Below are 12,943 nucleotides of genomic sequence, written 5' to 3'. Positions count from 1 at the left end.
GACCCCGCCGAAGATCGTTATGCAGTCGATCGCGCGGCTACGCCCGACCGAAGGCGAGCGCCACATTGTGCCCACCGAAACCGAAGGAGTTGTTGATCGCGTACTCGATCTCCTGGCGGCGGGCTTCGCCCTTCACCACGTCGAGGTCGATCTCCGGGTCCTGGTTCTCCAGGTTCAGCGTCGGCGGCACGATGCCGTCCCGGATGCTCATCACGGTCAGCACGGACTCCAGGGCGCCGACGGCGCCGATCGAGTGACCGAGTGCCGACTTGGGCGCGTACACCGAGGCGTGGTTGCCGACGGCCTTGTTGATCGCGTTCGCCTCGGCGGTGTCGCCGATCGGCGTCGCGGTCGCGTGCGCGTTGATGTGCGTGATGTCCTTCTTGGTCAATCCCGCGGACTGCATCGCCCTGGTCATGGCCCGCGCCGCGCCGTCGCCCGTCGGATCGGGAGCGACGAGGTGGAAGCCGTCGGAGGTGATGCCCGCGCCGAGCAGACGCGCGTGGATGGTGGCGCCACGCGCTTTCGCGTGCTCTTCGGTCTCGATGACCATGAGCGCTCCCGCCTCGCCGAAGACGAAGCCGTCGCGATCCTTGTCGAAGGGACGCGACGCGCCCTTCGGGTCGTCGTTGCGGGTGCTCATGGCGCGCATCATGGTGAACGCCGCGATCGGCACCGCATCGATGAAGCCTTCGACGCCGCCGGTGACGACGATGTCGGCGTCACCCATGACGATCATCCGCCACGCGTTGGCGATGGCTTCGGAGCCGGACGAGCATGCCGAGACCGGAGTGACCACTCCCGCCCTGGCCTTCAATTCGAGACCGACAACGGCCGATGGGCCGTTCGGCATGACCATCTGCACAGCCAACGGCGAAATCTTGCGATAGCCGCCGTTCTTCAGCTTGTCCACGGAATCGATGAGGGCGTCGCCGCCACCTAATCCGGTGCCGATGGCCACACCCAGCCGCTCCGGGTCGACTTCCGGGCTGCCCGCGTTCCGCCACACCTCGCGACCGAGCACGGTCGCGAGCTGCTCGACGTAGGCCATGCGCCGGCATTCGACACGGGACAGCAGGGTGTCGGGCCGGACCTTCAGGTGGCCGCCGATGCGGACCGGAAGGTCGTATTCCTCGACGAAGGAATCCTCGAGAACGTCGATGCCGCTCTCGCCGTTGAGGAGTCCCTTCCACGTCGCATCGACGTCACCCGCGATCGACGTGGTCGCCGCCAGGCTGGTTACGACGACATTGGGGAAGTTCCCGTTCAAGGTGGAAGGAGTGGTCACAGTGTCGGCCCTACTCGGCGTTGTCGAACTTGGCCTTGAGCTCGGCGGCCGCCTCAGCGTTCTCCGCCTCGAGCTTCTGGATGTAGGCAACGGCGTCGCCGACCGTCTTCAGGCTGGCCAGATCCTCGTCCGGGATCTTCACGCCGTACTTGTCCTCGGTCTGCACCGCGATCTCGACCATGGACAGCGAGTCGATGTCCAGGTCATCGACGAAGGACTTCTCGATCGTGACCTCGGAGGGCTCGATACCGGTCACCTCTTCGATGATCTTGCCGAGTTCCTCGACGATTTGTTCCTGGGTCAGAGCTGCCACTTCGTGGCTCCCTTCTTGATACTTTGTAGGGCTCTACTGGTTCTTTTTCGGATCGAGCGGGCAGATGGTTACCGCCTGCTCGGTCACGACCTCGCATATGGATGCATCGGTCGCGGAGGAAAGCTAGCCGGATGTGGTCAGCTCAGCCAACGCGGGGAGGTCTTCCGGGGTCTTCAGGGCCAGCGTCGGCGTGCCCTTCAGTTCCCGTTTCGCGATGCCGACAAGGGTGCCCGCCGGCGGCAGCTCAGCCACCGCCGAGACACCGGCCTGCCGGACCGTCTCGGTGCACAGATCCCACCGGACAGGCCGGGTGACCTGCGCGGCGAGCTTGTCGATCGCGTCCTGTCCGGACGCGACCGGCTTGCCGTCGAAGTTCGACAGCAAGGTCCTGGTCGGCTCGTTCGGGGTGATCTTCGTTATGGCTTCGGTCACAGCATCCTGCGCCGGAGCCATGAACGCGGTGTGGAACGCGCCCGCGACGGGCAGCGCGCGAACCCGGGCTTTCTCCGGAGGATTCGCGGCGAGCTCGGCGAGAGCGTCCAGCCGACCCGCGGCCACGATCTGGCCCACCGCGTTGCGGTTGGCCGGGACGAGGTCGAGTTCGGCGAGCCGTTCGAGCACGGCGGCCTCATCGCCGCCGAGCACCGCGGACATGCCGGTCGGCTCCAGGGCGCACGCCTTGGCCATCTCCGCTCCGCGGATGGCCGCCAATCGGACCGCGTCGTCGGCGGAGAGAACTCCGGCGACCGCCGCGGCGGCGAGCTCGCCGACCGAGTGTCCGGCGACGATGGTAGCGGCTGGGAGCATGTCCTGTGGAACTTCCGAGAACGCGAGCAGCGCCGCGGCGACCACCAACGGCTGGGTCACGGCGGTGTCGGTGATCTCCTCGGCCGTCGCGGTGGTGCCGAGACGCACCAGGTCCAGACCGGAGGCCTTGGACCACAGCGTGAGGCGCTCGTTCGCGCCGGGAAGGTCGAGCCAAGGCGCGAGCATGCCGGGTGTCTGAGAGCCCTGTCCAGGGGCGAACAACGCGATCACGCCTCTAAGAAAACACTGTGCGGCGGGCCGCACGAGATGTCGACGCGAATGAAGGTTGCGAAGCGCTTTTGTGGGGGTTCCACAAAAGACCACGTGGCCTGTCCGAATCGACCGATTCCCCGAACGCGTTACACGCCCTCGTGACCGAAGGCGACTTGGGTGACTTCTGGGGTAGGTGTTGACGATTCGTTACGGGTTCGTGTCAAACGACCCACTGTGGCGGCGATCCGGAGCACGTACGCGTCGCGCGGATTCATCGGATCACGGCCGGTGATCTCGGCGATTCGCTTCAGGCGATACCGGACCGTATTTGGATGGACGTACAGCTGACGCGCACACGTCTCGACCGCTCCACCGCAATCCAGATAGGCATCGAGGGTGTCCGCCAGCGACGACCCCGCCGCGGCCAACGGTAGGACAAGGTACTCGTTCAGCGCGTCGATCGCAGCCCGATCACCCAACAAAGCTCGTTCCGGTAGCAATTCGGCCGCGTGCACCGGTCGCGGCGCTCCGCGCCAGCCCACCACGGCCTCCATGCCCGCCAGTGCCTCCACCGCGCTGGCGTGCGCCGCGCCCAGGGTGCGCGTGGTCGGCCCGATCACCACCGGGCCGTCGGAGAACACTTCGGCGAGCAAGTCGGCCAGGAACGGGGAGACATACGAGGTGTCGCCGAGATGCCCGGAGACCACCATCACCAGCCGGGTGCCCTGCACCACCGCCAGCGCGGCGCGACCGTGCCGCGCCGCGATGGAATGCACCGCGCCCACCGACGAGACGCCCTGCTCGCCCGGCGGTGTGCCGACCAGCACCGTCGCCGGCGCGGTCGCGTCCCAGTTCAACGTCGCGGCCCGGGAGAGCATGTCCGGGCCGGTGTCGCCGCGCACCACGGCGTCGACGACCAGCGCCTCCAGCCGGGTGTCCCACGCGCCGCGCGACTCGGCGGCGCTGGCGTACACCGAGGCGGCGGCGAACCCGAGCTCACGCCCGTAACGCAGCACCGCCTCGGTGAGGGCGACCAGCTGCCGGTCGTTGCGCGCGAGCGCGGGCAGCCACTGCTCGAAGAACTCCATGGCGACGCGCACCATGTCCACGGTCTGGCGCAGCGTCAGCCGCCGCGCCAGATCCTGCGGGATCACCTGGAAGGCGTCCAGGCTGAACCGGATGTCGCTGTCCGGGTCCTGGAGCCATTCCAGGAAGTTCACCACCGCGGTCTGCACCAGCATCTGCACACCGGCCCGCTGGGCGGCGTCCAGATCGGCGAAGAACGGCAACCGATCCTGCATCGACCCCACCGCCTCGGTGGAGAGGCGGCCGGAGAACTGCTTGACGCGTTTGAGCAGCGTGTCCGGGAGCGGGTCGCGGGTCTGCGGGTTCGGGGAGAGCGCGCCCGTCGGCAGATACACCTCGTGCTCGGAGGAGCCTTCGGAGATCCGTCGGGGCCGCGGCGGTTTACGGTCCACCATCCAATATTCCGCTATGCGAGATCTTCGTCCGAACTCACCGCCGCCTTCGGCGCGGCGTCCACGTCGGCGATCCGGTACTTCGCCGCCGCCTCGGCCAGCTTGGCGGCGTCGATCTTGCCCGCGCGGGCCAAGCCGGCCAGCGCGGCGACCGCGATGGACTGCGCGTCGACGTTGAACACCCGCCGCGCGGCCGGGCGGGTGTCGGAGAAGCCGAAACCGTCCGTGCCGAGTGTGGTGAAGTCGCCGGGAACCCACTTGCGGACCTGATCGGGTACCGCGCGCATCCAGTCGGTCGCGGCGACGTACGGGCCGTCGACCCGCGACAGCGCCTCGGTGACGTACGGAACGCCCGGCTCCGCGCCCGGGTCGCGCAGCGCGGCGATCTCCTTGTCCAGCGCCTCCTTGCGGAGCTCGCCCCACGAGGTCACCGACCAGACATCGGCCTGCACGCCCCATTCCTGGGCGAGCAGCGCCTGCGCGCGCAGGCCGTCCGGCACGGTGACGCCCGAGACCAGGATCTGGGCGCGCACCGCGCCCTCGCCCCCGCGCTTGTACAGGTAGATGCCCTTGAGCAGGCCCGCGACATCCAGGTCCTCCGGCTCGGCCGGCTGCGGGTACGGCTCGTTGTAGAGGGTGATGTAGTAGAAGACATCCTCCCCGCCGAACTCGCTCGCACTGCCGTGCGGGCGGGTGCCCGGCAGCGGCGCCAAGCCCTCCGGCGCGGTACCGCCGCCGTACATCCGGCGCAGGCCGTCGCGCACGATGTGGGCGATCTCGAACGCGAACGCCGGATCGTAGGTCACCACGGCCGGGTTGGTCGCGGCGAGCAGCAGCGAGTGCCCGTCGTTGTGCTGCAGACCCTCACCGGTCAGCGTGGTGCGCCCGGCGGTCGCACCCAGCACGAAACCGCGGGCCAGCTGATCGGCGGCCGCCCACAGGCCGTCGCCGGTGCGCTGGAAGCCGAACATCGAGTAGAAGATGTACAGCGGGATCATCGGCTCGCCGTGCGTGGCGTACGAGGTGCCCGCGGCGGTGAACGACGCGGTCGATCCCGCCTCGTTGATGCCCTCGTGCAGGATCTGCCCGACGGCGCTCTCTTTGTAGGCAAGCATCAATTCCGCGTCGACGGACGTGTACAGCTGGCCGTTGCGGTTGTAGATCTTCAACGAAGGGAACCACGAGTCCATACCGAAGGTGCGGGCCTCGTCGGGGATGATCGGCACGATCCGCTTGCCGATCTCCTTGTCCCGCAGCAGTTCCTTCATCAGCCGCACCAGCGCCATCGTGGTGGCCACGTTCTGCTTGCCGGAGCCTTTGCGCACCGAGCGGTAGACCTCGTCGCCGGGAAGCTTCAGCGGCTCGGCCGCCGCGCGCCGCTCGGGCAGGAATCCGCCCAGCGCCTTGCGCCGGTCGAGCATGTACTGGATCTCCCGTGCCTCCATGCCGGGGTGGTAATACGGCGGCAGGTACGGATCCTTCTCCAGCTCGGCGTCGCTGATCGGAATCCGCTGCAGGTCGCGGAAGTCCTTGAGGTCCTGGAGGGTCAGCTTCTTCATCTGGTGCGTGGCGTTGCGGCCCTCGAAGTGCTTGCCGAGGGTGTAGCCCTTGATGGTCTTGGCCAGGATCACCGTCGGCTGGCCCTTGTGCGCCATCGCGGCCGCGTAGGCGGCGTACACCTTGCGGTAGTCGTGGCCGCCGCGCTTGAGGTTCCAGATCTCCTGATCGGTCAGGTCCTGCACCAGCGCCTTGGTCCGCGGGTCCCGGCCGAAGAAGTGATCGCGAACGTAGGCGCCGTCGTTGGCCTTGTAGGTCTGGTAGTCGCCGTCGGGGGTGCTGTTCATCAGGTTCACCAGCGCCCCGTCACGGTCGGCGCCCAGCAGCGCGTCCCATTCGCGACCCCAGATCACCTTGATGACGTTCCAGCCCGCGCCGCGGAAGAACGACTCCAGCTCCTGGATGATCTTGCCGTTGCCGCGCACCGGGCCGTCCAGGCGCTGCAAGTTGCAGTTGACCACGAAGGTCAAGTTGTCCAGGCCCTCCATGGCCGCGACGTGCGCGAGGCCGCGCGACTCCGGCTCGTCCATCTCGCCGTCGCCGAGGAATGCCCACACGTGCTGGTCGGAGGTGTCCTTGATGCCGCGATCGTGCAGGTAGTGGTTGAACCGAGCCTGGTAGATCGCGTTCATCGGACCCAGGCCCATGGACACCGTGGGGAACTCCCAGAAGGTGTTCAGCAACCGGGGGTGCGGGTAGGACGGGAGCCCGTGGCCGGGGCCGCCGTTGCTGTACTCCTGCCGGAACCCGTCGAGCTGGCCGGTCGAGAGCCTGCCCTCCAGGAACGCGCGGGCGTAGATGCCCGGTGAAGCGTGACCCTGGATGAAGATGGAATCGCCGCCGCCGGTGTGGTCCTTGCCGCGGAAGAAGTGGTTGAAGCCGACCTCGTAGAGCGCCGCCGAGGACGCGTAGGTCGAGATGTGCCCACCGACGCCGATGCCGGGACGCTGGGCGCGATGCACCATGATCGCGGCGTTCCAGCGGATCCAGGCGCGATAACGCCGCTCCACCTCTTCGTCGCCGGGGAACCACGGCTCGTTCTCGGTGGGGATGGTGTTGACGTAGTCGGTGGAGGTCAACGACGGGATGGCGACACGACGTTCACCGGCCCGCTCCAACAGGCGGAGCATGAGGTACCGCGCACGGCCGGGGCCTTCCCGGTCGAGCATCTCATCGAACGACTCTAGCCATTCGCTGGTTTCCTCCGGGTCGATGTCCGGTAGGTAGGACGCCACCCCCTCGCGGATCACGCGCACCCGGCCACCCTGCTGCGGCGCCTGCGACCCGTTCGGATCGCGGCTCGCGGCGGGAGCTGGGGCGGAGCTGGCGCCGGCGGATTTCGCCGGTGCGGGAGAGTGGATCAGGTCGGTCAAATCTGCTCCTCGTACAGGGGGTGGACATGCTGATGGCGTCTTTATCCCCGGGCGGGCTCGCGTGGTTGGCGGACCGCCCGTTTACGAAAGGTTCGGGCGCACCATCCATCCTTGCCGATGGCGCGTCCCAGGTCATCATCTCAGCCGGAAATCCAGTACCGTTCGACAGGCAAGGTGAGCACGATGAGCCGTGGCAGCCGTGAGGAGCGGGGAGGACGATGAAGCTGCTGAACCCACGTGGGTTCGGAATGGTGTGCGCTACCGGCGCCGTCGCGATCGGGTTGGTCGTAGCCGGATGCGCCAACCGGGTGGAGGGCGTGGCGAGCCCGAACGCCGGCGACCTGGCCGCGTACAAGACCGAGGCGGCGTCCTCGTCGGCGGCGGCGACCTCGTCGCGGCGCGCGGCGGCACAGGCCAACGCCATCGCCGACAACTGCGGCCAGTTCCCCAGCACCACGGGCATCGGCGTCACCAGGTACAACGAATTCGTCGACGCGCACGATTCGAACGCGCCCGACTACGTCGCCAGGCGGGACGCGGCCGTACGGACCCTCGAGGACGCCGCCAACACGGTGGAGAGCGGCGTGAACGCCGCCAAGGACACGCTGCCGCCCGACCTGGCCGCACTGTTCACCGAGTATGTGAGCGCGGCGCGCGCGCTGGCCGCCGAGACGCGCCCGATGACCTACCTCGCCCCGGTCGCGGCGCTCAACGACGCCAGCAGACGGGTGAACGACGCGCGCAACGCCGTGCGCGACTCCTGCCCGAAACGCTGAGCACGCCCTGACACACCATCGCAACACGACATTCGGCAGCTATTTCGCCGGATCGGCTTGCGCTGAAGCCCATAACCATGTTCGCTTGCAACTATCTACTGTCGGGAGTTGAGGAGGACACCACCGTGGTCGCCGCGGCGGACGCGCAGAACTACGCTCAGAAGCTTGGCATTTCACACGGCTTGGTTGTCCAGGAATTGGGCTGGGACGAGGACGTCGACGACGACCTGCGGGCCGATGTCGAGGAAGCGATCGGCGGCGAAATCGTCGACGAGGACTCCGACGAGGTGATCGACGTCGTGCTGCTGTGGTGGCGCGACGGCGACGGTGACCTGGTGGATGCGTTGATGGACGCGATCGGCCCGCTCGCCGACGACGGTTTCGTCTGGGTGCTCACGCCCAAGACCGGACAGCCGGGACACGTCGAGCCCAGTGAGATCGCCGAATCCGCGCCGACCGCCGGTCTCACCCAGACCTCCGCGATCAGCCTCGGCGCGTGGACGGGCAGCCGCCTGGTGCAGCCCAAGGCTCCCTCGAAGCAGCGCTGACCCGCCGCGCTAAGGTTTCCACCAGGGCGGTGTCGCACGCCCGCCCGGTGGAACCCGACACGATGGAGGATTCGCTATGCCGTTAGAGGTTGGCACTCTCGCGCCGGATTTCACGCTGAAAGACCAGAACAACCAGCAAGTAAGCCTGGCGGACTATCGCGGGAAGAAGAACGTGCTGATCGTCTTCTACCCGCTCGCGTTCACCGGGATCTGCCAGGGCGAACTGTGCAAGGTCCGCGACGAGCTGCCCAAGTTCCAGAACGACAACGCGGAGATCCTCGCGATCTCGGTCGGCCCCCCGCCCACGCACAAGATCTGGGCCGCCGAACAGGGCTACACCTTCCCGCTGCTGTCGGACTTCTGGCCGCACGGCGCGGTGGCCCAGGCATACGGCGTCTTCAACGAGAAAGCCGGCTACCCCAACCGGGGCACGTTCGTCGTCGACCGCGAAGGCTACATCCGCTTCGCCGAGATGAACGGCCCCGGAGAGCCCCGTGACCAGGCGGCTTGGGAGAAAGCGCTCGCCGCGCTAGATTCATAATCCGCCGGTCACGGCAAGGGCGTATAGCTCAGCGGTAGAGCACTGGTTTTACACACCAGCGGTCGGGGGTTCGATCCCCTCTGCGCCCACAGATGAAATGCCAGGTAGAGGCCGCAATCTTCACCTAGTGCGTTTGCCCCACTCACACTATGTGGGGCAAACGTGGGGCACCGGCCTAGTGATGCACATCGGACTACTTGTGCGCTGGGTCCCCGCGCGGCAAAGCCCCCGAGGTGCGCGCCTATGCGCGCACCGTGCCCGTCAGGTGAATGTCAGCGGGCTGCCACAGCCCTCGTGTAATGCTGTGGTAGGTAACGCTATCGCCTGGGCAGTAGATAGATCAGATGCTCTGCACGGAGCTCAGCTCTTCAGCCTCGGAAGCACTGTCCAACAACGGAAAAGGGGGACGCGGTTGATCCCGTCGTTCGACGAGGCGACTGGCTTCATACCCCCAGGTCGGTACACATGCACGCTCCAGGAAGTTCAAGAGCGACTGGTCGAAGCGAAGGAATTCGCCGCATCGACCACTAGAGCCACGTTGTTCACTGGACTGCTCACCTACATCGCCCACTGGCAGGACACATCAGCCAAGCTGCAATTCTCCGCGCCGTTGCTGCGCGCGTTCTGGATCGCCGGAAGCTTCGCCTCCCGCAAACTTGACCCTGTCGACATCGACATCACACCCGTCATCGACGGCCTGCTCGCGGACGAGGCCCACGGCAAACCTGGATCGAAGATGATCAGTAAGCTGACCGCGACGGCATCAAGGCGCGGTACGGTCTGGAGGTGTTCCCCCTCCGCTGGTATCCAGTCGTGCAGCCGCATCGTGCAGATGCGGCGTTGGACGGCGACCAAGAGGCCTATCTCAGCGACCGGGGACGGCTGGACGATTGGTGGGAGCGCCGTCGAATCGACGGATCTGACATACCCTCGATAGAGAGCTGCGACAGCCGCCGAGGTTATTTGGAGGTCCGGCTGTGAACGTCCGCGACCAGTTTCCACAACTTTTGCATGGGTATGAGCCCGACCCTGATATCGACGAGGTTGATGAGGAGCCCGCCTCGTCATATCTGCGTGCCGCGATGCTGGAAGGACTACGCAAGTTAGAACCTGCGGCATCCCTGCCAGGCTTCGCCAGCATCCGCTTAACCGGTCCACGATTCAACGACGGACTGTTCGACGCATACGCCGCTGAGATCTTCAGCCAGCTCGATCGTGAGGTACGTGCAGCGGCGCCAACAGACGTTGCCGAGCAGCTTTCATTCGGCTTCCGAGAGGTTCGCACCGGTAGCGTTGTGCTTCCGCTCGCACCGTTCGCCGCCGCCACCCCGCCGGAGGCGGAGTTGCCCATTGCTGGCCCGTCACCGCTTGAGGTCGCTCTCGTCCGTGTCCTGGACCTGCACGACTTCCTCGAGCGCGATGACATCCCGGAGGACCGGTTCGCCGACCATCTGCCAACAACCCTGGCGCACCGGTTGCGATTGCTGATCGAATCGCTCGACAAAGCCGACGCCGGAGTCGAGATCGATCTCTCGCAACACAACGGGCGACGACGGAAGTCTCGACTTACCAGCCGCGGCCGCAGCCGAGCAAACCGCCTGTTCGAACCACATGGAACAGTAGAGGTAGAAACTAAAGCCGGGTACCTCGCGGGCGTCGCCCTCGGCAAGGAGTTCGCACAGGTGCAGCTGCGTCAGAACAAGCGGAAGATCGAAATCGTCGAAGTACCGCTCGACAAGGCGAAGGCCCTACCGTGGGACGTGTATCTGCGGATCGAGGTACGCACGGTCAAGAGTTCCGACCGCTTCGGCGAGCGCAAACGGACCGAACACCAGTTCATCCGTGTCCTGGACTACGCCAGCCCGTTGCCGGACACCGACGAACAGAACTAGGGTGTGGTGTCTCAGGACGTTAGTTCCGCGACGTTGAGATCCACGCCGATTAGGAAGGCGCCTGACCGCCGGGAATCGTCACGACGCGGGCGTTACCGGCGGTCAGAATCGACTATCACGCCCGCGTCAGGCGGCCTGACCGTCCCCGAATCCACAGATCTGGTTCAGCACCCACACCACCCCCGCGGTGAGTCGCCAGCCGGTGCACACCCATGCGTACTGGGCCAGCTGCCAGCCGCTGTGGACCACCTGACCTTTCACGACGATCTCGACGAAACCGGTGAGGAAATCGTCGAGCCGGCGGGCGCAGCCCTGTCCGACCTGGCCGCAACCGGGATCCCCGTGCAGCATCGTGATGGCACCCTGTAGCGCTGCTTATCGGCTGGCGACCGCGACCGTGACGCCGCTGCCGCACATGTTAGCCCAGCTGAGCTAGGCCGGAAGTGTTCGTCGGCGCGTGAATAGGACCTGGCGTCGGTCGGCTTGGCGGTGGGGACGCTGTTGGGCTCAGTCGTTGCCGTACTCCATTTCGAGGTGGGTGTCGGGATCGTCATCTTTTATGCAGAAGGTCTCTTCGAGGCCGGCTGCGGCAACGAGCTCGGCACCGTCGAGTACGAGTTGGCATTCCGGGCAGCTGAAGTACTCGGCGCTCACGGTGAGTTCGTCCCAGACGTCGTAGTCGTCTTCGGAGATCCGTTCGTAGTTCCGGTCTCGTTCGAGGATGTAGTCACCTTCGACGGTCCCTTCCTCACCGCATGATGGGCATCCGGCGGCATCGCGATACTCAAGCCCTGCGGTGCGATCCGGAAAACGGGCCCACTCGGCTGCGTCCTTCACAGATACGTTGCCGGAACGTATTTGGGCATATCGTTGCTGGGCGCGTCCGATCAAGGTCTGTGCACGGTGCTCGATGTTCTGCTTGTTCGTCGCAAGGTATGTCTCGACGATCTCTATGCGGTCGGCGCCGACCAGATCTTCGATGGTGCGGTCTTGGACCAGGACCAGGATCGCTACCTGTGACCAGTACTTCGGCCACCAGGCGCTGGCGGGCAGCTTCGTGTACACGGCGGCACCTCCGTGCAGGTACTCGTTTCGCGCCTGCATGATCAACGACGACTCCCGTTCGCTGAAGGGTGGGAACGCCTTGCTGCATCGTGAGATCAGGGTTTTTGCCGGCACTGACACGAATCGGTCGGCCTTGGTGAGGCCGACAGCGGCAAGCAGGTTCCCGCCGTCCTCGGTGGGTGCGGCGATGAGTACCGGGGAGTGCCGCGACAGCGCTGCTTTCGCGAGCAGTTCGAGCGCGAGCGCAGCCCAGAGGGCCTGCTCGTCGAAGGTCCGTACTCCGTCGTCGTCCATGGCATGGTTGAGGAAGAGTTTTGCTTTCAGCCACAGCGCATCAGCGTTGTAGGTGTCGCTCACGAGGCTCCTTTGGTGTTGAACGCGATCCGGACCAGTGCACGGTCCTCATCGCCAGTGACCACTGCTGCTCGTCCGTGGAGCACTCTGGTGTTGTCGATAACCAGCACGGTGTTCGGCTCGGACCAGATGTGTGCCTCGGCGCGCGCCTCGGCGGCGGCGATGACCTGCGTGATCTCGCGTGCTCGCTGGTCTTGAGGAGTCATGCAGCCCGGGTCGAAACGAAGGCCGTGCCCGTAGTCGTATGCGGTGGCGAGGAACCGATCGTCGCCACCGTTCACCAGGAACACCCCCGCCGTTCCGTCGTATACCGGGGAACCTTGCAGGGGATTGTGCAGGAGCATCGTGGGTGTCGTCGTTGATTGTTCTGCGTAGAGAAGCACGATGTCTGGAGGCACCCGGAAGTGAGCGCCGTCGGTATGCAGCGGCTGAGCGCCCAAACCGGTGGTCGCGCTGAGCGATCGTGGCTTCGCGGCTTGGGCGGAAGTCGGGCGTAGCGTTGTCACTGCGGAATCGCCCTTGCGTGTCGGAACTTTCCTCCAGTTCGGCGGTGTACGCAGTAGTTCGATCTGGAATGGGCGAGCAGTCGCGACTGCAAATCCGTTCTGCCGCGCCGTAGTGGCCAAAGCGGCGATGTCGAAATTAGATGCCATCGGGAACACCTTTGCGCTTCACCAGACTCATCCGGGACCTTCCGTCAGTAGGCTGCGGATATTACTGGGCGGGTCAGCTGCTCAT

General features: G+C 66.0%; 13 protein-coding genes and 1 tRNA gene. 6 read left to right on the top strand and 8 right to left on the bottom strand.

What is annotated here, in order from left to right:
- Positions 1-37: 37 nt before the first annotated feature.
- The 5 genes from IU459_RS18875 to aceE all read right to left on the bottom strand — a co-directional run bounded on the left by IU459_RS18875 (position 38) and on the right by aceE (position 7,029).
- Positions 38-1,288 carry a KasA/KasB family beta-ketoacyl-ACP synthase gene (locus tag IU459_RS18875; RefSeq protein ID WP_195130852.1) on the bottom strand — a complete coding sequence of 417 codons (1,251 nt, stop codon included), beginning with the start codon at positions 1,286-1,288 and terminating at the stop codon, positions 38-40.
- A gap of 10 nt (positions 1,289-1,298) precedes the next feature.
- The gene (acpM, locus tag IU459_RS18870; RefSeq protein WP_040776189.1) at positions 1,299-1,601 is read right to left on the bottom strand and encodes a meromycolate extension acyl carrier protein AcpM; all 303 of its coding nucleotides are present in this window, start codon (positions 1,599-1,601) and stop codon (positions 1,299-1,301) included.
- Positions 1,602-1,724: 123 nt separating this feature from the next.
- A complete protein-coding gene (locus tag IU459_RS18865; protein ID WP_195130851.1) occupies positions 1,725-2,639 on the bottom strand; it encodes an ACP S-malonyltransferase in 915 nt (304 codons plus the stop codon).
- A 128-nt stretch (positions 2,640-2,767) separates the two neighbouring features.
- Positions 2,768-4,102 carry a PucR family transcriptional regulator gene (locus IU459_RS18860; RefSeq protein ID WP_228838125.1) on the bottom strand — a complete coding sequence of 445 codons (1,335 nt, stop codon included), beginning with the start codon at positions 4,100-4,102 and terminating at the stop codon, positions 2,768-2,770.
- Between the two features lie 11 nt (positions 4,103-4,113).
- Complete coding sequence (gene aceE, locus IU459_RS18855; RefSeq protein ID WP_195130850.1) at positions 4,114-7,029, bottom strand: pyruvate dehydrogenase (acetyl-transferring), homodimeric type; 2,916 nt, start codon at positions 7,027-7,029, stop codon at positions 4,114-4,116.
- 218 nt (positions 7,030-7,247) lie between these two features.
- Between aceE and IU459_RS18850 the strand changes: the two genes are divergently transcribed.
- The 6 genes from IU459_RS18850 (at position 7,248) to IU459_RS18825 (ending at position 10,786) form a co-directional block, all read left to right on the top strand.
- On the top strand, positions 7,248-7,805 hold the full coding sequence (locus tag IU459_RS18850) for a hypothetical protein (RefSeq protein WP_195130849.1): 558 nt from the start codon (positions 7,248-7,250) through the stop codon (positions 7,803-7,805).
- 125 nt (positions 7,806-7,930) lie between these two features.
- The gene (locus tag IU459_RS18845; RefSeq protein WP_195130917.1) at positions 7,931-8,353 is read left to right on the top strand and encodes a DUF3052 domain-containing protein; all 423 of its coding nucleotides are present in this window, start codon (positions 7,931-7,933) and stop codon (positions 8,351-8,353) included.
- Between the two features lie 76 nt (positions 8,354-8,429).
- A complete protein-coding gene (locus IU459_RS18840; RefSeq protein ID WP_195130848.1) occupies positions 8,430-8,894 on the top strand; it encodes a peroxiredoxin in 465 nt (154 codons plus the stop codon).
- Positions 8,895-8,911: 17 nt separating this feature from the next.
- A tRNA-Val gene (locus IU459_RS18835) sits at positions 8,912-8,983 on the top strand.
- Positions 8,984-9,306: 323 nt separating this feature from the next.
- On the top strand, positions 9,307-9,831 hold the full coding sequence (locus IU459_RS18830) for a DUF6932 family protein (RefSeq protein ID WP_228838123.1): 525 nt from the start codon (positions 9,307-9,309) through the stop codon (positions 9,829-9,831).
- 40 nt (positions 9,832-9,871) lie between these two features.
- Positions 9,872-10,786, top strand: a complete 915-nt coding sequence (locus IU459_RS18825; RefSeq protein ID WP_195130847.1) for a hypothetical protein — start codon at positions 9,872-9,874, stop codon at positions 10,784-10,786.
- A 126-nt stretch (positions 10,787-10,912) separates the two neighbouring features.
- On the opposite strand, the gene IU459_RS18820 is transcribed toward IU459_RS18825, so the two are convergent.
- The 3 genes from IU459_RS18820 to IU459_RS18810 form a co-directional block, all read right to left on the bottom strand.
- Entirely contained in the window at positions 10,913-11,137 is a 225-nt protein-coding gene (locus IU459_RS18820) for a hypothetical protein (protein ID WP_195130846.1), read from the bottom strand.
- Between the two features lie 156 nt (positions 11,138-11,293).
- Positions 11,294-12,208, bottom strand: a complete 915-nt coding sequence (locus IU459_RS18815; protein ID WP_195130845.1) for a hypothetical protein — start codon at positions 12,206-12,208, stop codon at positions 11,294-11,296.
- Positions 12,205-12,858 (bottom strand): TauD/TfdA family dioxygenase, encoded by a 654-nt coding sequence (locus tag IU459_RS18810; protein ID WP_195130844.1) that lies wholly within the window; start codon positions 12,856-12,858, stop codon positions 12,205-12,207. Before IU459_RS18810 ends, IU459_RS18815 begins: the two co-directional genes overlap by 4 nt.
- Between the last annotated feature and the right edge of the window lie 85 nt (positions 12,859-12,943).

This window comes from Nocardia amamiensis (genome assembly GCF_015477605.1).
Classification (GTDB): domain Bacteria; phylum Actinomycetota; class Actinomycetes; order Mycobacteriales; family Mycobacteriaceae; genus Nocardia; species Nocardia amamiensis_A.
Note: the sequence above shows the minus strand (reverse complement) of the source record. Positions and strands in the feature narration are given on the sequence as shown.